General features: G+C 43.1%; 16 protein-coding genes and 1 tRNA gene. 1 reads left to right on the plus strand and 16 read right to left on the minus strand.

Annotated elements, in window-relative coordinates; genetic code table 11:
* The 10 genes from GPUN_RS13580 to rplK form a co-directional block, all read right to left on the minus strand.
* On the minus strand, window positions 1-288 hold a 288-nt coding region (locus tag GPUN_RS13580; protein WP_238528930.1), incomplete at its 3' end, for a GTP-binding protein.
* A gap of 58 nt (window positions 289-346) precedes the next feature.
* A complete protein-coding gene (fusA, locus tag GPUN_RS01550; protein ID WP_006002738.1) occupies window positions 347-2,449 on the minus strand; it encodes an elongation factor G in 2,103 nt (700 codons plus the stop codon).
* Window positions 2,450-2,605: 156 nt separating this feature from the next.
* The gene (gene rpsG, locus GPUN_RS01555; RefSeq protein WP_006002739.1) at window positions 2,606-3,076 is read right to left on the minus strand and encodes a 30S ribosomal protein S7; all 471 of its coding nucleotides are present in this window, start codon (window positions 3,074-3,076) and stop codon (window positions 2,606-2,608) included.
* A gap of 73 nt (window positions 3,077-3,149) precedes the next feature.
* Window positions 3,150-3,524, minus strand: coding sequence for a 30S ribosomal protein S12 (rpsL, locus tag GPUN_RS01560; protein ID WP_006002740.1), 375 nt, complete (start codon window positions 3,522-3,524; stop codon window positions 3,150-3,152).
* A 489-nt stretch (window positions 3,525-4,013) separates the two neighbouring features.
* Window positions 4,014-8,201: a DNA-directed RNA polymerase subunit beta' gene (rpoC, locus tag GPUN_RS01565; protein ID WP_439644179.1), complete on the minus strand. Its 4,188-nt coding sequence runs from the start codon at window positions 8,199-8,201 to the stop codon at window positions 4,014-4,016.
* A 143-nt stretch (window positions 8,202-8,344) separates the two neighbouring features.
* Complete coding sequence (gene rpoB, locus GPUN_RS01570) at window positions 8,345-12,373, minus strand: DNA-directed RNA polymerase subunit beta (protein ID WP_006002743.1); 4,029 nt, start codon at window positions 12,371-12,373, stop codon at window positions 8,345-8,347.
* A 338-nt stretch (window positions 12,374-12,711) separates the two neighbouring features.
* Window positions 12,712-13,086 (minus strand): 50S ribosomal protein L7/L12, encoded by a 375-nt coding sequence (gene rplL, locus GPUN_RS01575; protein ID WP_006002745.1) that lies wholly within the window; start codon window positions 13,084-13,086, stop codon window positions 12,712-12,714.
* A gap of 53 nt (window positions 13,087-13,139) precedes the next feature.
* Window positions 13,140-13,658 carry a 50S ribosomal protein L10 gene (rplJ, locus tag GPUN_RS01580; protein WP_006002747.1) on the minus strand — a complete coding sequence of 173 codons (519 nt, stop codon included), beginning with the start codon at window positions 13,656-13,658 and terminating at the stop codon, window positions 13,140-13,142.
* A 331-nt stretch (window positions 13,659-13,989) separates the two neighbouring features.
* Window positions 13,990-14,688 (minus strand): 50S ribosomal protein L1, encoded by a 699-nt coding sequence (gene rplA / locus GPUN_RS01585; protein WP_006002749.1) that lies wholly within the window; start codon window positions 14,686-14,688, stop codon window positions 13,990-13,992.
* Between the two features lie 4 nt (window positions 14,689-14,692).
* Entirely contained in the window at window positions 14,693-15,121 is a 429-nt protein-coding gene (rplK, locus tag GPUN_RS01590; RefSeq protein WP_006002750.1) for a 50S ribosomal protein L11, read from the minus strand.
* Between the two features lie 750 nt (window positions 15,122-15,871).
* On the opposite strand from rplK, the gene GPUN_RS01595 reads away from it, so the two are divergent.
* Window positions 15,872-16,375, plus strand: coding sequence for a fasciclin domain-containing protein (locus tag GPUN_RS01595; protein ID WP_006002754.1), 504 nt, complete (start codon window positions 15,872-15,874; stop codon window positions 16,373-16,375).
* Window positions 16,376-16,502: 127 nt separating this feature from the next.
* On the opposite strand, the gene nusG is transcribed toward GPUN_RS01595, so the two are convergent.
* From nusG to pyrC, 6 genes are all read right to left on the minus strand, one after another.
* A complete protein-coding gene (nusG, locus tag GPUN_RS01600; protein ID WP_006002756.1) occupies window positions 16,503-17,039 on the minus strand; it encodes a transcription termination/antitermination protein NusG in 537 nt (178 codons plus the stop codon).
* Window positions 17,040-17,042: 3 nt separating this feature from the next.
* The gene (secE, locus tag GPUN_RS01605; protein WP_006002759.1) at window positions 17,043-17,420 is read right to left on the minus strand and encodes a preprotein translocase subunit SecE; all 378 of its coding nucleotides are present in this window, start codon (window positions 17,418-17,420) and stop codon (window positions 17,043-17,045) included.
* A 57-nt stretch (window positions 17,421-17,477) separates the two neighbouring features.
* Window positions 17,478-17,554: transfer RNA gene (locus GPUN_RS01610), tRNA-Trp, on the minus strand.
* Between the two features lie 275 nt (window positions 17,555-17,829).
* The gene (locus GPUN_RS01615) at window positions 17,830-19,671 is read right to left on the minus strand and encodes an ABC transporter ATP-binding protein (RefSeq protein WP_006002761.1); all 1,842 of its coding nucleotides are present in this window, start codon (window positions 19,669-19,671) and stop codon (window positions 17,830-17,832) included.
* A gap of 251 nt (window positions 19,672-19,922) precedes the next feature.
* Window positions 19,923-21,344, minus strand: a complete 1,422-nt coding sequence (gene dbpA / locus GPUN_RS01620) for an ATP-dependent RNA helicase DbpA (RefSeq protein ID WP_006002763.1) — start codon at window positions 21,342-21,344, stop codon at window positions 19,923-19,925.
* Window position 21,345: 1 nt separating this feature from the next.
* Window positions 21,346-22,425 (minus strand): dihydroorotase, encoded by a 1,080-nt coding sequence (gene pyrC / locus GPUN_RS01625; protein WP_006002765.1) that lies wholly within the window; start codon window positions 22,423-22,425, stop codon window positions 21,346-21,348.
* Between the last annotated feature and the right edge of the window lie 214 nt (window positions 22,426-22,639).

Consider the following 22,639-nt stretch of genomic DNA (forward strand, 5'->3'; position numbering starts at 1 on the left):
GGCACCGGTGATCATGTTTTTCACATAATCGGCGTGTCCAGGACAATCAACGTGTGCGTAGTGGCGCTTAGGTGTATCATATTCGACGTGTGAGGTATTAATAGTGATACCGCGCTCGCGCTCTTCTGGTGCGTTATCGATTTGGTCAAACGCTGAGGCAGAGCCTCCGTATGTTTTTGCTAGAACTGAACTGATAGCTGCAGTTAGCGTTGTTTTACCATGATCAACGTGGCCAATTGTGCCAACGTTGACGTGCGGTTTCGTACGTTCAAACTTTGCTTTTGCCATTGCTTTTATTTCCTAAGTTTAACGCCCGTTCCAACATTAGACCGGACCAAATTCATCTTTACATGCGAACATCAATAATGGCTTTCGCTACATTACTGGCGACTTCTGCATAATTGTGAAATTCCATTGAATATGACGCCCTGCCCTGCGTTTGTGAACGCAAAGAAGTCGCATAGCCAAACATTTCAGAAAGGGGCACTTTAGCACGCACAATTTTTATGCCTGCAAGGCCATCTTCCATACCATCTACCATTCCTCTGCGGCGGTTAATGTCACCAACAACATCGCCCATCCAATCTTCAGGAGTAGTTACTTCAACTTTCATCATAGGCTCTAACAAAACTGGTTTAGCTTTTGCCGCGCCTTCCTTAAACCCCATAGACGCTGCAATCTTAAACGCCATCTCAGAGGAATCAACATCATGATATGAACCGTCATACAATGTGACTTTAATATCCAGCATAGGATACCCTGCTAGCACGCCATTTTGAAGCTGTTCTTCACAGCCTTTTTTAATTGCGGGGATAAACTCATTTGGTATAGTGGCGCCTACGATATCATTTACAAACTCAAATCCTACACCCTCTTCTAATGGTTCTATGCGCAGCCATACATGACCAAACTGGCCGCGGCCACCCGACTGACGAACAAACTTTCCTTCAGACTCAACACTGTTGCGAATAGTTTCACGATAAGCCACCTGCGGCTTACCCACGTTGCACATAACATTAAACTCCCGTTTCATGCGCTCTACAATAATGTCTAGGTGTAACTCGCCCATACCAGAGATAATTGTTTGCCCTGATTCGTCGTCTGTGCGTACTTTGAAAGAAGGATCCTCTGCCGCTAATTTACCTAAAGCAACACCCATTTTTTCTTGATCAACTAATGATTTTGGTTCTACTGCAATAGAAATTACTGGGTCAGGAAAATCCATTTTTTCTAAGGTAATAATATGCTGCGGTGAACATAATGTTTCACCTGTTGTGACGTCCTTTAATCCTATGGCCGCTGCAATATCACCGGCATACACTTCTTTAAGTTCAGCTCGATCATTTGCGTGCATTTGTACCATGCGACCTATGCGTTCTTTTTTACCTTTAATAGGATTATAAACAGAATCGCCAGTTTTCATTACGCCAGAGTAAACTCTGAAAAAAGTTAAAGTTCCTACAAATGGATCACTCGCTATTTTGAACGCTAGGGCAGCAAAGGGTTCATTGTCGTCAGAATGACGTTCGGCTTCTGTTTCTTTACCGTCATCGAGTATACCAGTGATAGCTTTTACTTCTGTTGGAGAAGGTAAAAAATCAACAACTGCATCTAGTACCGCTTGAACACCTTTATTTTTGAATGCGGAACCGCAGGTGGCAAGTACAATTTCGTTATTAAGAGTGCGTGCGCGCAAGCCTTGCTTTATTTCTACTTCGCTTAGCTCTTCACCGTTTATGTACTTATCCATTAACTCATCATTAGCTTCAGCGGCGGCCTCTACCATTTCTAAGCGAAACTGTTTAGCTCTTTCAAGATGATCAGCAGGGATATCTTCGTATGTAAAACTTAAACCTTTATCTTCTTCGCTCCAGTTAATTGCCTTCATTTTAATCAGATCAATTACACCCCTGAACGCTTCTTCAGCGCCAATACTTATTTGGATTGGCACGCAATTAGCGCCTAAGCGTTTGCGAATTTGTTTCACTACGCGTTCAAAATCAGCCCCCGCTCTATCCATTTTATTCACAAACACGATACGCGGAACTTCGTATTTGTCGGCTTGACGCCAAACCGTTTCAGACTGTGGTTCAACCCCTGAAGAGGCACAAAAAACGACGACTGCACCGTCTAATACTCTGAGTGAACGCTCGACCTCAATAGTGAAGTCAACGTGTCCAGGGGTGTCTATAATATTTATGCGATGCTGCTCAAATTGCTGCTGCATACCTGACCAAAAGCAAGTAGTTGCAGCAGAGGTAATAGTAATACCGCGTTCTTGTTCTTGCTCCATCCAATCCATTGTGGCCGCACCGTCGTGTACTTCACCTAACTTATGTGAAATACCAGTATAGAAAAGCACACGTTCAGTGGTGGTAGTTTTACCAGCATCTACGTGAGCAACTATGCCTATATTTCGATAGTGATGAATGGGTGTTTGTCGCGCCATTTTGGTTTGGATTCTCTATTAACTATTGTAAAAGAATAAAAGGGGTGAAACATCTGTGGGCTGTTCGTTTTCCACTTCTTTTTTTCTCTCTTTAAAATTGCAAAACAGTCTGCCCTATTCAGGCAGACTGTTACAGTTTCTCTATTGACTTCTTTACTACCAGCGGTAGTGAGCAAATGCTTTGTTAGCTTCTGCCATGCGGTGAACGTCTTCACGTTTCTTAACCGCACTACCTTTGCTGTCTTGCGCATCAATCATTTCTGCAGCTAAACGCTGAGCCATGGATTTTTCGCCACGTTTACGTGCCGCTTCAACCATCCAACGCATACCTAGCGCGTTACGACGTACTGGACGAACTTCTACGGGTACTTGGTACGTAGAACCACCAACACGACGAGATTTAACCTCTACTGTGGGGCGGATGTTGTCTAGCGCGTCTTCAAACACGTCTAAATGTGGTTTGCCGGTTTTTTCAGCAACAATTTCAAGGGCACCGTATACGATTTTTTCAGCGGTCGATTTCTTGCCGTCGAGCATTACGACATTCATAAACTTTGCAAGCAACTCTGATTTAAACTTTGGATCTGGTAGGATTTTTCTTTGACCTACGACTCGTCTTCTTGGCATCTTAATTCTCCGTGGAATTCAGGGGTTTCCCAAAACTCTAATTTAATAGTTTGGCCTTACTAACGGAGAACCGTTAAGACTTCGGCCTTTTTGCGCCGTACTTAGAACGGGCCTGTCTGCGAGCAGTAACACCTGAACAATCCAGCGTACCGCGAACAGTGTGATAACGAACACCTGGTAAATCTTTTACGCGGCCACCGCGGATAAGTACCACACTGTGCTCTTGTAAGTTGTGACCTTCACCACCAATGTATGAAGACACTTCAAAACCGTTTGTTAAGCGAACACGACATACTTTACGCATGGCCGAGTTTGGCTTCTTTGGTGTGGTAGTATATACGCGAGTACATACGCCACGGCGTTGTGGGCAAGCTTGTAAAGCAGCTACGTTAGATTTTTCTACCGGCTTTTTACGGGGCTTACGCACTAACTGGTTAACTGTTGCCATTAACTAGCTCCTGATTATGACTAAAATTTCCGCTGGTTATTAACCATATGACGGATGCTATTTGCAAAAATATAAAGCATTGATTTACTTTATAAATTTACTGCTCGGTTACCCTCTTAAAATTATTTAGCCTCGCTTTTTGCACCTCATATAAGGTACTGTAAGCGGTAGAGGCATAAAATTTGGGTCGCGGAATATTATAGATCAAACGCCTAGATGTCAAGTGAATTGAGCTGACATGGGGTCCTTAACTTAGGCAATATTGTAAAATAAAAAATCTAGTATAAAACAGCCGATTATCTTTTTCACATTCCATTTGTAAGCTTTTCATTACTACTGTTGGAGAAACAGGGTGAATCTCACTTTAATTGAAAGCTCCGTAGCCAATAAAAAAGCAAGGACTAGAATCAGACCTTGCTTTTAATGTTGCTGTAATCATTCCAGTAAGTACAAGCCTTACTATAAATGAGGCATCAAAGAATCATATTTCTATGCGTCGTCATTACCTGCATTTAAGGCTTCAGCAAGCTGAGCTTGAGCTTCATCAGCAGATACTGATATAGAAGCTTCTGCTCTTAATGCTGCTTTGCGTGCAGAACGCTTTTGGTGATAAGCAAAACCAGTACCCGCGGGTATTAGTCTACCTACAATTACGTTTTCTTTAAGGCCACGCAATTCATCTTCTTTTCCTTGTACTGCGGCTTCGGTAAGCACACGAGTCGTTTCTTGGAAAGATGCCGCAGAAATAAACGATTCTGTCGATAGCGACGCCTTGGTAATACCCAAAAGCTGTATTTCGTAAGTCGCAGGAATTTTACCTTGCTTTTCAAGTTCGCGGTTAGCAATCTTGACTTGTGCCACTTCAACCTGCTCACCTTCAAGCAAATTGCTGTCACCGGCGTAGGTAATCATACACTTACGTAGCATTTGCCTAATAACGACTTCAATGTGCTTATCGTTAATTTTCACACCCTGCAAACGGTAGACTTCTTGTACTTCGTTAACGATGTAGTTTGCTACTGCACTTACGCCACGTAAACGTAAAATATCATGTGGTGATTCAGGTCCGTCAGAAACAACTTCGCCTTTCTCAACCGACTCACCTTCAAAGACGTTAAGGTGTCGCCATTTCTGGATCATCTCTTCGTAAGCACCATTTGCGTTTAGGCTGACCGTAAGCTTCTGCTTACTATCGGGCTTAGGTGTAATGGTTAAACGCTTCTTGCTCTTAGTTTCGTTACCAAAACCAATAACACCCGAAATCTCTGCCAAAATTGCAGGTTCTTTAGGCTTGCGCGCTTCGAATAAATCAGCAACACGCGGTAGACCACCCGTAATGTCACGGGTTTTCGAACTCTCTTGAGGAATACGCGCTAATACATCACCTTCTTGCGCTGTTTTACCATCAATTGCTTCTATAGTCGTAAAGCTTGGAAGACGAATTTCCTGCAAAGCGCCACCTTCACTTTCGAGTATAAGCTTAGGTTCTTTCGCATTCGCTTTAGACAAATCTTTCACTACAACACGAGCTATACCCGTTAGCTCATCTTGCTGTGTTTCGGTGTTGGTGTCATCAATATCTGCAAATGTGATCTTAGAAACGCGCTCTGTAACAATCGGGTGACTATGTGGTTCCCATGCTGCTACGATGTCGCCTGAGGCAATGCCTGCACTGTCGTCTACCGACAATATAGAACCATATGGCAATTTGTAACGTTCTTTCTCACGACCTTGGTCATCAATAACCGTTAACTCACTTGAACGCGAGACTATTACGATCTTGCCGTCAGTATTACGTACAGTTTTGGCGTTATGCAGTTTCAAGGTACCGGTTGTTTTGACCTGTACGTTGTTTTCTGCCGACGCACGCGATGCCGCCCCACCAATGTGGAAAGTACGCATAGTAAGCTGTGTGCCTGGTTCACCAATTGACTGAGCTGCTATTACACCAACAGATTCACCTGAGCCTACCATGTGTCCGCGCGCTAGGTCACGACCGTAGCAGTTGGCGCATACACCGTGGTCGTTATCACAGGTAATGACCGAGCGTACAATAATTTCATCAACCGAATTCGTTTCAAGCATGTCGACCAAGTGCTCGTCTAGTAAAACGTTACGCTCTACTAAGACAACCGTTTTAGTACCTGGCTTAATTACGTCTACAGCAACTACTCGACCAAGTACACGCTCACGCAATGGCTCAACAACATCACCACCTTCGATAAGCGGCTTCATAATAACACCTTCATAGGTGCCACAGTCGTCATTGGTAATAACCAAATCTTGTGCAACATCAACTAAACGGCGCGTTAAGTAACCTGAGTTCGCTGTTTTAAGCGCGGTGTCGGCTAAACCTTTACGCGCTCCGTGAGTCGATATAAAGTACTGCTGTACATTTAAACCTTCGCGGAAGTTAGCGATGATGGGTGTCTCAATGATTGAGCCATCTGGTTTAGCCATTAGTCCCCGCATACCTGCTAGCTGACGTATTTGTGCAGGGCTACCACGAGCGCCTGAATCAGCCATCATGTAAACCGAGTTAAACGACTGCTGCTGCTCTTCAACGCCATCACGGTTAATAACAGTTTCTACTTTCAAGTTATCCATCATCGCTTTTGCAACTTCGTCATTGGCACGTGACCAGATATCGATAACTTTGTTGTAGCGTTCACCTGCAGTCACTAAACCAGAATTGAACTGTTCTTGAATCTCAATTACTTCAGCTTCAGCAGCGGCAACAAGTTCTTTCTTCGCCGCTGGAATAACCATGTCATCTATACCAACAGATGCACCCGCAATCATCGCGTAATGAAAGCCGGTATACATTATTTGGTCAGCCGCAATAACGGTGTCTTTCAAACCAAGCGTACGATAGCAAGCATTTAACAACTTAGAAATTTGCTTCTTGCCCATCGCAGTGTTAATAATTTCAAAAGGTAAGCCTTTTGGTAAAATCAACGAGAATATAGCGCGTCCAACGGTAGTATCAGTTAGCGTTATTTTCTCTACTTTGGTGCCGTCTTCAGCAACATCATATTCAGTAATACGGACTTTTACGCGAGCATGCAGTTCAGCATGCTCGGTACGGTACGCTTTTTCAGCTTCGTTGGGACTGGTAAATACCATGCCTTCACCTTTACCGTTGACACGGTCGCGCGTTAGGTAATACAACCCTAATACAACATCTTGTGAGGGGACGATAATTGGCTCACCATTAGCCGGTGACAATATGTTGTTAGTAGACATCATAAGGGCACGTGATTCAAGCTGCGCTTCAATGGTTAACGGTACGTGAACCGCCATTTGGTCGCCATCGAAGTCGGCGTTGTAAGCTGCACATACTAATGGGTGCAATTGAATCGCTTTACCTTCAATTAAGATGGGCTCGAAAGCTTGAATACCAAGTCTGTGAAGCGTGGGTGCGCGGTTAAGTAGCACTGGGTGTTCACGAATAACTTCGTCTAAAACATCCCATACTTCTGGGGCTTCACGTTCTACTAACTTCTTCGCTGCTTTGATAGTAGTGGCTAAACCACGGCCTTCTAATTTGCCGTAAATAAATGGCTTGAATAACTCAAGTGCCATTTTCTTAGGTAGACCACACTGATGTAAACGCAGTGTAGGACCAACGGTAATAACTGAACGGCCAGAGTAATCGACACGCTTGCCTAGTAAGTTTTGACGGAACCGACCCTGCTTACCTTTTATCATGTCAGCAAGTGACTTAAGTGGGCGTTTGTTAGAGCCTGTTATAGCTCTGCCGCGACGGCCGTTGTCGAGCAAGGCGTCAACCGCTTCTTGGAGCATACGTTTTTCGTTGCGCACAATAATGTCGGGCGCAGCTAAGTCTAACAAGCGCTTTAAGCGATTGTTACGGTTAATGACACGGCGATATAAATCGTTCAAGTCAGACGTTGCAAAACGTCCACCGTCTAGCGGAACTAATGGGCGTAATTCTGGTGGTAACACTGGCAAAATTGTTAGAATCATCCACTCAGGTTTGTTGCCCGACTGTTGGAATGATTCTAGCAGCTTTAAACGCTTGGTGATTTTTTTACGTTTCGTTTCAGACGTTACGCTTGGTAATTCTTCGCGCATAGCTGCCACATCAGAATCTACGTTTAGGGCTTTTAGCAGTTCAAATACTGCTTCAGCGCCCATTTTAGCCTCAAACTCGTCTCCATGCTCTTCTAATGAATCAAGATACTCTTCTTCATTTAGCAAGCTTCCTTGAACAAGCTCGGTCATGCCCGGCTCAGTTACTACGTACGATTCAAAATACAACACGCGTTCAATATCACGCAAAGTCATATCAAGCATTAAGCCAATTCTTGAAGGTAGTGATTTTAAGAACCAAATATGTGCCACTGGGCTTGCAAGATCAATGTGACCCATGCGCTCTCTGCGTACTTTGGTTAACGTAACTTCAACGCCACATTTCTCACAAATAACACCGCGGTGTTTTAGACGTTTATACTTTCCACACAGGCATTCATAGTCTTTTACGGGACCAAAAATGCGTGCACAGAATAAACCGTCTCGTTCAGGTTTGAAAGTACGGTAGTTAATTGTTTCAGGTTTTTTAACCTCACCAAACGACCATGAACGGATTTGCTCAGGTGAAGCAAGGCCAATTTTGATATTATCAAATTCTTCGGTCTTGTTTTGCTGCTTAATAAACTTTAATAAGTCTTTCACATTTCTCTCCCAACGGAGTTTGTATTATCAGCCCTTGCTAGTGACTTATTAACCTTAATAACTCACTAACTCGGGCCAACCTGTAGATTTGCTAGGCTTTTTCAAGCACTTGGTAGCGCGGCCTACTGTTCTTCAAGTTCTATGTTAATACCCAATGAACGGATTTCTTTCAACAATACGTTGAACGACTCTGGCATGCCAGGCTCCATTCTATGGTCACCGTCAACAATATTTTTATACATTTTGGTACGACCGTTGACATCATCAGACTTAACAGTAAGCATTTCCTGCAAGGTATAAGCAGCACCGTAAGCTTCAAGAGCCCATACTTCCATCTCACCGAAGCGCTGACCACCAAACTGTGCTTTACCACCAAGAGGCTGCTGTGTAACAAGGCTGTAAGAACCGGTAGAACGAGCATGCATTTTATCGTCTACTAAGTGGTTCAGTTTCAACATATACATGTAACCAACCGTCACTGGGCGTTCAAAAGCACGACCCGTACGACCATCAAACAATGTAATCTGACCCGACTCTGGAATATCAGCTAGCTTCAACATTTCTTTAATTTCGCCTTCATTGGCGCCATCAAAGACGGGTGTTGCTACTGGTACACCTTTACGCAAGTTTTGCGCTAAGCGTTTTACAGCTTCGTCGTCAAAATCGTCAATGTTCACAGCTTGATGCGACTTACCCAGGCTATAAATTTCCTGTAAGAATACACGTAACTTCGCCACTTCCTGCTGCTCTTTAATCATGCGATCAATCTTCACGCCTAAACCATGTGCAGCCATACCCAAATGAGTTTCAAGGATTTGCCCAATGTTCATTCGTGATGGAACACCCAGCGGGTTCAGTACGATGTCTACCGGCGTACCGTCGGCATCGTAAGGCATATCTTCCACAGGTTGAATCGCTGAAATGACACCTTTATTACCGTGACGACCAGCCATTTTATCACCCGGCTGAATGCTACGTTTGACCGCCAAATACACTTTCACAATTTTCAGAACGCCTGGTGCTAAATCATCACCTTGGGTGATTTTGCGACGCTTAGTCTCAAACTTCTTATCGAAGTCATTTTTAATTTCTGAATACTGCTCAGCATTTTGATCAAGTTCGTTTTGTGCATCTTCGTCTTTAAGGGCAATATCGAACCATTTCTCGCGCGGCAAACCATCAAGTCTAGCAGGATCAATATCAAACTTAAGCAGTAAAGCATGTGCACGAGCAAATATGCCGTCTGCAAGAATACCAAACTCATCACCCAAATCTTTTTTGACTTCTCGAAGCTGCATGTCTTCAATTTCAAGCGCACGCTTGTCTTTTTCAACGCCATCGCGAGTAAATACTTGCACGTCAATTACGGTGCCAGTTACTGAATTAGGCACTCGTAAAGAAGTATCTTTAACGTCTGACGCCTTTTCACCAAATATGGCTCTTAGTAACTTCTCTTCTGGGGTAAGCTGTGTTTCGCCTTTTGGCGTTACTTTACCTACTAGTATGTCGCCGCCTTTAACTTCAGCGCCAATATAGACAACACCCGATTCATCTAGTTTTCCTAAGGCAGACTCGCCAACGTTAGGAATATCACCGCTTATTTCTTCAGGACCAAGCTTGGTATCGCGAGCAATACAGCTTAGTTCTTGAATGTGAATAGTGGTAAATCTATCTTCTTCTGCGACGCGTTCAGAAATGAGGATTGAATCTTCAAAGTTATAACCGTTCCAAGGCATAAATGCGATACGCATGTTCTGACCAAGCGCCAACTCACCTAAATCAGTAGAAGGACCATCGGCTAATACGTCACCGCGTACAACCGGCTCGCCAACATTACACGTTGGACGCTGGTTGATGCATGTGTTTTGGTTTGAGCGGGTGTATTTAGTTAGGTTATAAATGTCGATACCGGCTTCGCCAGGCAACGTTTCATCTTCACTAACTTTCACTACAATACGAGAAGCATCAACATAGCTTACCGATCCACCGCGCTTCGCCACAACCGTAACCCCGGAGTCAACCGCAACGGTTTTCTCCATGCCAGTGCCTACTAATGGCTTATCAGCTTTTAGTGTAGGTACGGCTTGACGCTGCATGTTTGAACCCATAAGTGCACGGTTAGCGTCATCGTGTTCTAGGAACGGAATAATACTGGCGGCAATGGATACTATTTGCTGTGGAGAAACGTCCATGTAAGAAATATCTTCTTTTTGCACAAGGATGTTTTCACCACGTTGACGACAAGCGATAAGCAAGTCAACAAGATTATTATTGTCATCAAGTGTAACGTTTGCCTGTGCAATCGCGTACTGACCTTCTTCAATTGCCGATAGATATTCAATATCGTCGGTGACCGCACCTTTAATAACTTTACGATAAGGGGTCTCTAAGAAACCAAAATCGTTTGTTCGGGCAAAGCTTGCAAGTGAGTTGATCAAACCAATATTTGGACCTTCCGGCGTTTCGATTGGACATACACGACCGTAGTGGGTTGGATGTACGTCACGTACTTCAAATCCAGCACGTTCACGAGTTAAACCACCTGGGCCTAAGGCAGAAATACGACGTTTGTGTGTCACTTCTGAAAGCGGGTTGTTTTGATCCATAAACTGCGACAGTTGGCTCGAACCAAAGAACTCTTTAACTGCAGCTGAGATAGGCTTAGCGTTAATAAGATCTTGCGGCATAATCGCATCAAGGTCACCTAAACTTAAACGCTCTTTTACAGCACGTTCGACGCGCACTAAGCCAACACGGAATTGGTTTTCTGCCATTTCGCCAACAGAACGAATTCTGCGGTTACCTAAATGATCTATATCATCAACTTCATCTTTGCCATCACGTATTGTGATTAGCTGCTGCATAACAGCAATAATGTCTTCTTTGCCTAAAATACCCGGGCCAGTTGGCACATCACGACCTAAGCGACGGTTAAACTTCATGCGTCCAACAGCAGATAAATCGTAGCGGTCTTCAGAGAAGAACAAGTTGTCAAATAAGTTTTCAGCGGCGTCTTTGGTAGGTGGTTCGCCAGGACGCATCATGCGATAAATTTCAACCAATGCTTCTAAACGATTGTTAGAGGGGTCGACATTTACTGTACTTGAAATATAAGAGCCATGATCAAGTTCATTAATGTAAAGCGTGTTGAATACTTTTATATCAGCGGCTTTAAGTGCAAGCAACAATTCAAGCGTTAGTTCTTGGTTTACTTCTGCAACCACTTCACCTGTACTTTCATCTACATAGCTTTTATCTAGTACTTTGCCGACTAAGTATTCTGCTGGAACGACTAATTCTTTTATTTTAGCTTTTTCGAGCGCGCGAGTATGACGTGCCGAAATTCGACGGCCAGCCTCTACTATGACTTCGCCTTTTTTGCCAAGTATATCGAATTGGGCTGTTTCGCCGCGTAAGCGTTCTGGCACCACATCCATCATGTAGTTGTCGCCGTCTATACGCACCGACACTTTATCAAAGAAGCGATCGAGGATTTCTTCTGTGCCCATGTCTAAAGCACGTAATATGATAGTTGCCGGCAGTTTGCGACGACGATCTATACGTACAAACAAATTATCTTTGGGGTCAAATTCAAAATCTAACCAAGAACCACGGTATGGAATGACACGCGCGTTATAGAGTACTTTGCCTGACGAGTGAGTTTTGCCCTTATCGTGATCAAAGAACACACCCGGCGAACGATGCAATTGTGAAACAATAACACGCTCAGTACCGTTAATAACGAATGTACCGTTATTGGTCATTAATGGGATCTCGCCCATATAGACTTCTTGTTCTTTTATATCTTTTACAGTGCCTGCTGCTGCTTCTTTATCAAACAAAACTAGTCTTAATTTGACGCGCAGTGGCGCCGAATAAGTGACACCACGAATTTGACATTCTTTAACGTCAAAAACAGGCTCGCCTAGACGATAAGCTACATACTGTAATTCAGAATTACCTGAATAACTTTTTATTGGAAAAACTGATCGAAATGCAGACTCTAAACCATATTGGCCGTCAAGATCTTGTTCAATAAATTTCTTAAATGAGTCCAGTTGTATTGAGAGAAGGTATGGAATTTCCAATACCTGCGGGCGCTTGCCAAAATCCTTACGGATACGTTTTTTTTCACTATAAGAGTAAACCATGGGTTCCTCAGTCGTCTGATTTAAGACCCAACCTGTTACACGGCTGTCTGGTGGACAGCTTTAAATGTGCAACAAACTTCCAATACCCTTTAACTGCTTGGGTGGTAACTAAAGCTAAGACTCATACGAACAGTATTGATATGCACCACACACAAAATATAAGTTCATAAAATCCAAGCATTGTAACGATACCACGCAAACCATAAATCACAAATAAAGGGAGTAAACTTTGTAATTTACCTGCGCTTATTTTTATTTACACATAGCGCAAAAAGGCTGATGATTAGAAATCATCAGCCTTGACCGTTTTAACGGGTCAGTAGTTAGCAAAAAACTAATTACTTAATTTCAACTGTTGCGCCTGCTTCTTCAAGCGTCGCCTTCAGTGCTTCAGCGTCTGCTTTAGAAACGCCTTCTTTAATCGCCTTAGGAGCTGATTCTACAACATCTTTAGCTTCTTTTAAGCCAAGACCTGTAGCGCTACGTACAGCTTTAATAACACCAACTTTAGCGGCACCAAAGGAAGTAAGAATTACGTCAAATTCTGTTTGCTCTTCCTCTGCTTCTGCTGCTGCTGCTGGGCCAGCTGCTACGGCTACGGCTGCTTGCGCAGACACACCGAATTTTTCTTCAGCTGCTTCAATCAATTCAACTAAGTCCATTACTGGCATTTCAGCGATTGCGTTTAATATATCTTCTTTTGTTAGAGCCATTTCTCTAAACTCCTGGGTATAATGTTAAAAATTCAAATTGCCAAAAACACTAATTATTTAGTGTCTTTGATCGCCGCCAATACGCGTGCAAACTTAGTTGGTATTTCGTTAAGTGTTTGAACAAATTTCCCAACAGGTGCCTTGAAGGTAGCAAGTAACTGTGCCAATGCTTCATCTCTGGTAGGTAACGATGCCACTGCGTCTAATTTCTCTGGACCCAATAAACCATTGCCTAACGTTAATGCCGTTACTTTTAACTTTGGATTTTTCTTCGAGAAGTCTCTAAAAAGACGTGCTGCTGCACCAGGTGCATCAAGAGAAAAACCATAAATTAATTGACCGGTTAACGCAGAATCAATATCTGCAAACTTACTGTCAGACAAGCCACGTTTAGCAAGGGTGTTTCTAATAACTTTTAGATATACACCTTGTTCACGAGCCTGAATGCGAAGAGTAGTTAACTCTCCAACTTCCATACCACGGTATTCAGCGACGGCAACAGATAAAGCACGAGAAGCGACATCGGAAATTTCCGCGACGATTTCTTTTTTTGCTGCTAAGCCTAGTGCCACTGAGTTCACCTCATTTAATTTCTGCTATATTTTGCATTCACATGCATCGAATAACAGGATTACAGATTGATACATTCGTATACTATAAAACTACTCATGTACCGCTCTACGGTGTTCATTTCCCAGAGAGTCTGGGTTGAATTCACCATCTGCGCAGGAACTAATTAAGAACCACATTTACCTTTATAAAAAGAATGTAAAAGATCTCTTACGTCTTTTACTGCAGTTCGCCTGCGGTCTTGGACGGGAGCTTGTATTTACTACATGAACGTTACGAATAAGCTCATATATGTAAATTAGCTCCAACCCACAACCTTTTGTAAAAAGTAGCTTAAACCTGCGTTAGCGAACTTTGGTCAACAGTTAAACCTGCACCCATCGTTGTGCTTAAACTTACCTTTCCAATAAATATGCCTTTGGCAGAACTTGGCTTAGCTTTACGCAAAGCGCTCATCAATGCTTCAAGGTTTTCTTTAATAGCATTTGGCTCAAATGCTATTTTACCAATACTGGCGTGAATTATGCCATTTTTATCATTGCGATATCTAACTTGGCCAGCTTTTGCATTTTTTACAGCGGTGGCCACATCAGGGGTAACAGTGCCGGTTTTAGGGTTAGGCATTAAACCACGAGGACCTAAAATTTGGCCTAATTGACCAACCACACGCATTGCGTCTGGACTAGCCACTACTACATCAAAATTCATTTCGCCTTTTTTAACCAACTCAGCTAAGTCTTCCATACCAACAATGTCAGCACCGGCGGCTTTAGCGGCTTCAACGTTAGCGCCTTGAGTAAACACAGCGACACGTACATCTTTACCAGTGCCGTTAGGTAACACAGTTGCGCCACGAACGTTTTGATCAGATTTACGTGCATCAATGCCAAGGTTTACGGCAACGTCAATACTTTCCGCAAATTTAACGGTTGAAAGCTCTTTTAATAAAGCAATTGCTTCATCAAATTCATATTCTTTAGTGCTACTTACTTTTTCAGCAATGGCACGAGCGCGTTTTGATAATTTAGCCATCGTCTTATCCTTCTACCTTTAAGCCCATACTACGGGCAGAGCCAGCAATCGTTTTACAGGCTGCATCCATATCGGAAGCAGTTAAATCAGGTTCTTTAAGTGTCGCAATTTCTTCTAACTGCGCACGTGTTACCGTACCCACCTTCTCGGTATTAGGACGACCTGACCCACTTTTCACGCCAGCTGCTTTGAGCAGCAAATACGCGGCTGGCGGGGTCTTAGTTTCAAAGGTAAATGAACGATCTTCATATACGGTAATAACGACTGGAACCGGAGCGCCTTTTTCAAGTGCGTCTGTCTTAGCATTGAATGCTTTACAGAATTCCATAATATTTACGCCGTGTTGACCAAGTGCTGGACCAACTGGGGGACTCGGGTTTGCTTTACCTGCAGCAACCTGAAGCTTAATTAAGCCTGAGACTTTCTTCGCCATTGATTTATTTCTCTATTTTGTGGGTATAGCGCCTAAAAGATACAAGAGAATATCTTCTGTAACGGCTTCCCGTATGTAAATTGGGCGCGAATGATATGCTTTTAACAACATAAATGCAACCATGATTTATATGTTTCTAGTTGCGCTTTGTTTTTCAGCTGATTTGCTTTTCAACTGAAAAACATGCATACAAACAGATGCGGAGCTAGTCTATAGTGGAAATTGATTAAAATAAAGGCTTATTCACAGTCTTTTGATTTTAGTAAGTCTAGTACATTAATCTCTTTTTTGTGGGATTGATTGCTGTTTTATCGTAGGACTTCGGCCTATCTTATTTGCGTTTCAAAATCAGCGTTTCTAGCATAAACCTAGTGTTATGATTCTTATGAACAGTAAGAATGCCTATACTTATATCACCCGTGACTTTTATTTGCTGATTAATTTACACTAGTTCCAAAATCACATAGAGCAAGTGCTCGGCCACTACCACAATTCAATCTGCGCTAGTTTTACTAACACCCATTAAAAATTGACCTCCTGGCGTTATTAAATAACGAAGTGCTAAAGCAATATCAGAACTAAGTGTAAAAGCTTGGTTGGCAAAGCCATTTACACATGTTTCATCCTCTATTTTTCCTCTGAAAATTAAAAAATTGTAACAATACATCCGAAATTTAAGATTTGAGAGTATAAGTAAGGAGTGATTCACAAGAATTACCAACAAAAAAATTAACCAGTTAAGGAATACACATGAAATTATTAAATATTAAATCTTTGTTTGTCGCAGTTGTTGCCACATTCGCTATCGTAGCAGCTGCACAGGCAAACCACCACGGGACCAAACAGGATATCGTAGACGTTGCTGCGAGTAACCCAGATTTTTCCACACTGGTAGCCGCTGTAAAAGCAGCTGACTTAGTTGATGCTTTGAAAGGTGATGGCCCATTGACGGTATTTGCACCTACAAACGCTGCATTTGCCAAATTACCTGCAGGAACAGTAGAAGATCTTCTGAAGCCAGAAAATAAAGACAAACTTGTGTCAATCCTTACCTATCATGTGGTGGCTGGAAAAGTAATGGCAGCTGACGTGGTTACTGTAGATTCTGCGACCAGCCTTCAGGGTCAGACAATTGATGTGACTGTTGACGGTGATAAAGTAATGGTAAATAACGCGAACGTAGTGGCGACAGACATTGCTGCAAGCAACGGCGTAATCCACGTAATTGATACCGTATTGTTACCAAAGTCATAATTTGTGAATTAGTCAGTTATTTAAGTAATTCTCTTTTATGATTGTTAAGATGTTCAGTAATACATAGAAAAAAAGCCTAACATCGTTAGGCTTTTTTTATGTTAATTGGCATGCTACGAAAAAGGCCTTACCCTTTTTCCACTTGGCTAAACTCCAGTTCTACCGGTGTTGAACGACCAAATATTAACACAGACACTTTCAAGCGACTCTTCTCATAGTCTACCTCTTCAACCATACCGTTAAAATCAGCAAACGGACCATCGGTAACGCGAACAGCTTCACCCGGTTCAAACAATGTTTTAGGCTTGGGCTTGTCAACGCCTTCTTCTAATCTATTGAGAATCGCATCCGCTTCTTTTTGCGTAATCGGCATAGGACGGTCTGAGGTACCACCAATAAAACCTAATACGCGCGGAATGCTTTTAACTAAGTGCCATGAATCTTCATTCATCTCCATTTGAACAAGCACATAACCGGGGAAAAACTTACGCTCTGATTTGCGCTTTTGGCCTGCACGCATTTCTACAATTTCTTCAGTAGGAACAAGTATATCGCCGAAGTAATCTTCCATAGCGTGCATTTTGATGTATTCTTCTAAGGTCTTTTTAACACGTCCTTCATACTGAGAAAACGCTTGTACTACATACCATCTCTTGTCGGCCATAGCTTATACTCCAATACCGGTTACTAATCCCACTACCCAAACAATGATCATGTCGATGAAATACAACATTAAACCAACGAGTGCGGTAGCAGCCAAAATAACTAAGGTCATGCGCACAACTTCTTGACGCGTTGGCCATACAACTTTTCTAACTTCAATTCGAGCGTCTTTTGCAAACTGCAAAAACGTTTTACCCTTAAAAGTAGTCGCTGAAATAAAACCTGCCACTACTACAATTGCTACGGCGCCTAAGGCTCTGTATAGAACCGAAATATCCTCATAAGTAGTATATGCATAGACCAATCCGCCTAGCAAAACTGCTACGAGTATCCATTTGACCATGTCTAAAGGATTAGACGTATTTTCTACCTTCTCGCTCATTAGGGCTACCTATAAATCATAACGTAATATAACGTTACTTTAAAAATCGTCGATGAATGGCAGGGGTGGAGGGACTCGAACCCCCAACCATCGGTTTTGGAGACCGCTGCTCTACCAATTAGAGCTACACCCCTATCTTATAAAAAAATGCGCTACTAGTTTTCGGATTTGCCGACAACTATATAGCAACTTTATTTACGCATTCAACAGTTACACCACCCTTGTGAAGTTGTTGATTATTTTTGAAATCGTCAGCGTCATAAGAGAGGGAGCAGTATTATACTTATGAAGCGCTAGGTTACAAGTAAAATATAGACGAGACCTTGTATTAGTGAGCCTTTAAGCAAGCATTAAAGCGACTGCAAATTCATATATTTGCGCGCTGAATTACCTGACTAAATGACTTCGGCTATTCTGCACCAATAAAGCCACCGGTCTGATGTGCCCATAATTTTGCATATATGCCATTCTTATCAAGCAGCTCTTTATGGCTACCAGACTCCACTATTTTGCCTTCGTCTAACACCAGCAAACGATCCATCTGCGCAATGGTCGACAGCCTGTGGGCAATTGCCAAAACTGTTTTGTTTTGCATAATTTCAACCAAACCCTCTTGAATCGCCGACTCTACCTCGGAGTCGAGCGCGGAAGTTGCTTCATCAAGTATTAAAATGGGCGCATCTTTTAACATCACTCTGGCAATAGCAATTCGCTGACGTTGTCCACCCGACAGCTTCACCCCACGCTCCCCAACATGGGCATCAAACCCTGTGCGGCCTTTAGCATCACTTAATGAACCAATAAAAGAGTAGGCTTGCGCCTGTTTTGCTGCCGCTATCATTTCTTCTTCACTTGCATCAGGGCGGCCATACATGATGTTGTCACGAACCGAGCGATGCATAAGGGAGGTATCTTGCGTCACCATACTAATATTGCCTCGCAGTGTTTCTTGACTAACGCGTGCTATATTTTGCCCGTCGATGGAAATTTCACCAGACTGTATGTCATAAAATCGCAGCAACAGATTTACCAGTGTAGACTTGCCTGCGCCCGAGCGCCCTACTAGCCCTATTTTTTCTCCCGCTGTAATTTTAATGTTTAAGTCATTAAAGACATCAATAGTGTCTTCGTTTTTGCCTTTGTACGAAAAATTAACGGCGTTAAAAGCAATTGCGCCACCGGCCACATTTATCGCTTTTGCTGAAGATTCATCTTGTATATCAGCCGGCAGCGACAGCATATTGATGCCGTCTTGCACTGCGCCAATATTTTCAAACAGCGAAGAAACCTCCCACATAATCCATTGAGACATTCCATTTAATCGCAGCGATAAGCTGACCGCTATCGCTAGATCTCCTGGGCTTACCGTACCGTTTACCCACAGGTAAATAGCCAGCGCACTTATACTGAACACTAACAGCGAGTTTATGCCCCACACCAAGGCTTGCAGTGTGGTAACCAAACGCATTTGCGGATAAACTGTTTGTAGAAACCCGTCCATGCCTTCTTTTGCGTAGGTCTCTTCCCGTCTATGATGAGAAAACAGCTTAACCGTCATAATGTTAGTGTAACTATCAACAATTCTACCGGTCATTATAGAGCGTGCATCAGCTTGTTTCTGCGATACTCTTTTGAGCTTCGGCAGCATAATGCTCAAAATAATGATATATACAAGCAGCCACACGAACAAAGGCATAGCCAAGCGCCAGTCAGTAGAAAATACCAGCACAACGGCCGATATAAAGTACACGGTTATATACACCGCTAAATTGAGGACTTTTGTCACTGTTTCGCGCACCGACAGCGCAGTTTGCATTAATTTTGTTGCCACTCTGCCAGCAAACTCGTCTTGATAAAAAGACAAACTTTGTTTGAGTAAATATTTATGCGCAAGCCACCTGATGCGCATAGGGTAGTTACCCAAAAGCGTTTGATGAGTAATCAAAGATTCAGTGATTACCAGCAAGGGCAATATGATTAAAACAAGCGCGCCCATCCATATTAGGGTTGCGCGTTCTTCTTGCACAAACGTGCTGGGGTCGCGTGTTGCAAACCAGTCAACTAGCTGCCCCATAAAACCAAATAAGCTGACTTCTATTATAGCTATAAGCGCACTTAGCACTGAAACGGTGAGTAAAATATACCACATTCCCTTGGAATAATAGCGGCAAAAAGCTACTAGAGTTTTCGGTGGCTGTTGGGGAATATCATTAGGGAAAGGTTTTTTTAAGCGTTCAAAAAAGGAAAACATCAAGCCTCGCGAAGCATAAGATTAGATTGATTTAGAAAGCGCGTAGAATAGCACAGCCAAGATTAATTGAGGCGTGAAATTAGCCTCTTACAGATATCAATGTGTAGATTTGTGTAAAGCTAAGCGCGCTTTTTTACCTCAATAACCAGGCAAGCATTATGCAGGTGTGAAGGTAAACACCCACGTCGTGTAAATAGGCTTTATTTCAGGATTTTGCGATGCAGCCTTTGAATGTTCATATGCGTTTTTCTTTAGCGTAGCTTGCGCGCCCTTAGATTTTTGCCTTTTACACGCTTTTCACGAAAAAACGCTAAGGCATGTTTAACACTGCGCTGCTTAATCGCAATATAGGCTTTATCATGCGTAATCTGCATTTTGCCTATATCTTCCTTAGCAATTTCGGCCTGCTTTATAAGCGCTCCTAACAAATCGCCTTTGCTGACCTTTTGCTTTTTGCCGCCGTCAACCATTATGCATTCATGCGTTGGCAGTACGATCCGATTAGCATGAAAGCGCAGGGCTTGAATATGCTTAATGGGAATATGGCTATTGGTGTCTTCTGCTATTTTAGCCAAGGCTTTTAACTGGTGGTCGAAAACCAACGTAATGGCAGTACCGGTTTGCTCAGCCCTTCCTGTTCTGCCCACCCTGTGAGTATGTGTTTCAGCCGAATCAGCAATTTCAGCATTAATCACTAAATCCACTTGGTCTAAATCAAGACCGCGCGCGGCAACGTCGGTTGCTATGAGTAAATTGCAGGTTTTAATAGCAAACTGCGTGAGCACTTGTTGGCGCTGGGCTTGGGTTAGGTCACCGTGAATAGCGTGTACATTGAAGCCTTTTTCATGCAGGTCGTCGGCAAGCTCTTGCGTTTGCTGCTTTGTTTGACAAAACACCATGCAAGAGTTTGGTTGATGATGGGTTAACACAGCTGCTACCGCATACACCATACGATCATCTTGTAAGGTGTAGGCAAGCTGGCTTATTTGAGTATGTTGCCGGTTGTCTTCAATTTCAATAATGTCTGCTTTATGAAGATATTGCTGGGTTAATTTTTGGATGGCCCCGCCAAAAGTAGCCGAGAAAAGCATTGAGTGCTTCTGTTTAGGTAAGGCACCCAAAATCCAGCTCATTTGATCCGTAAATCCCATGTCTAAAATACGGTCTGCTTCATCAAGCACCAAACATTTAACGCCGCTCACGTCTAATTTGTCTTTACGAATTAGGTCCATTACGCGACCGGGCGTGCCAACAACCACACTTGGTGCATGCACAAGCGAACCTATCTGCGGCCCTATTGAGACGCCGCCAACAAGGGTCAATATTTTTGTATTAGCGTGCTGCTTAGCCAATAGGCGAAGCTGCTCAGCCACCTGTTGAGCCAGCTCGCGCGTTGGGCAAAGCACTAAGGAATGCACGCCGCTGTGACCGTTTGCTTGATCAGCAATAAGCTCATTAAGTATGGTGATGCCAAAGGCCAAAGTTTTACCTGTGCCTGTTTTGGCTTTAACCGCGGCGTCTTTACCAGCTAATAACGCCGGTACACATGCCTGCTGCGTTGCCGTTAACGTCGTATAGTTCAGTTCGCGTAGCGCGCCTTGCAAAGCAGGCGCAAGCGCTAAGGTAGAAAATTCATCAAGGTGCTCAGGCGCATTGTTGGGCGTTGAAGTCATATTAGTTTACTAATTTCCACTGTAAGGTTTGGCCTGCATAAAAAGGCACTATTGTGTCAGCGCTGGCGTTAGAACCACGCAAGGCTTTATCAGAAGTGGCTAGCGTCATTACCTGAGGCACTTGCCACTGTTCTTGCTTAAGCGTTATGGTGCCTGCATTACGCGCTAAACCATAAAAGTCTGGTCCGTAATGACTGGCAAAGCCTTCTAGTTTATCAAGCGCGTTTAAGTCGTCAAAAACTTGTGCATATAGTTCAATTGCGCTCCATGCGCTATAGCAACCCGCGCAGCCACAGGCTGATTCTTTTTTGTGTTTTTCATGCGGGGCTGAATCGGTGCCTAGAAAGAACTTCGGCGAGCCACTGGCCACTGTTTGCTGTAGTGCTTGCTGATGCGTGCTGCGCTTAAGCACAGGTAAGCAATAATTATGCGGACGAATACCGCCCGCCAGTAAGTCGTTACGATTAAGCAATAAATGCTGCGGGGTAATAGTAGCAGCAACATTGCTTGATGATGCTTTAACAAAGTCGGCGGCGTCTTTAGTCGTAATATGTTCAAACACTACTTTGAGATTAGGAAAATAATTTACAATATCGTTCAGGTAAGCATCGATAAAGGCTTTCTCGCGATCAAAAATATCGATATGGCTCTGCGTAACCTCGCCGTGAATAAGCAGCAGCATGCCTACTTCTTGCATTTTTTCAAATACCGGATATAGGGCTTTTATACCTTTCACAGCATCATCAGAGTTGGTGGTGGCGCCGGCTGGATAAAGCTTACTAGCCACGATACCCGCGGCTTTTGCCTTTGCAATTTCTGCAGGCGTAGTGCTGTTGGTTAAGAATAAGGTTACTAACGCATCAAAGTCACTGTCAAAAGCGATATTTTTTGGCACTGCTGCCTGTATACGCGCTTTATATTCTAGCGCCATTTGCGTGGTGGTTACAGGCGGCACCAAATTGGGCATTGCAATAGCACGTTTAAAACAGCGAGATGTCGCAGGCACTGTCTCAAACAGCATATCGCCATCGCGAAAATGAAGATGCCAATCGTCAGGGGCTTGAATTGTTAGTGTTCGCATATAGTTTTACCTGTACGTATGTTTGCAAAAGCTAGAATATCCAGTAAAAGGTAAAAACCTAGCGACTGGTTTAACTGAAATAGCGGCCTCAAATGGCGACCTTAAATTATGCGAAATAGTATGCCTCAAAAGCCTTTCAATTGCACAAACAACAGAACTATAAACGAGTAAATACACATCATCCTTTATTTATGCTGCGCAAAAAGCTTTATTT

Origin of the sequence: Glaciecola punicea ACAM 611, from assembly GCF_000252165.1 — a bacterium.
Classification (GTDB): Bacteria; Pseudomonadota; Gammaproteobacteria; order Enterobacterales; family Alteromonadaceae; genus Glaciecola; species Glaciecola punicea.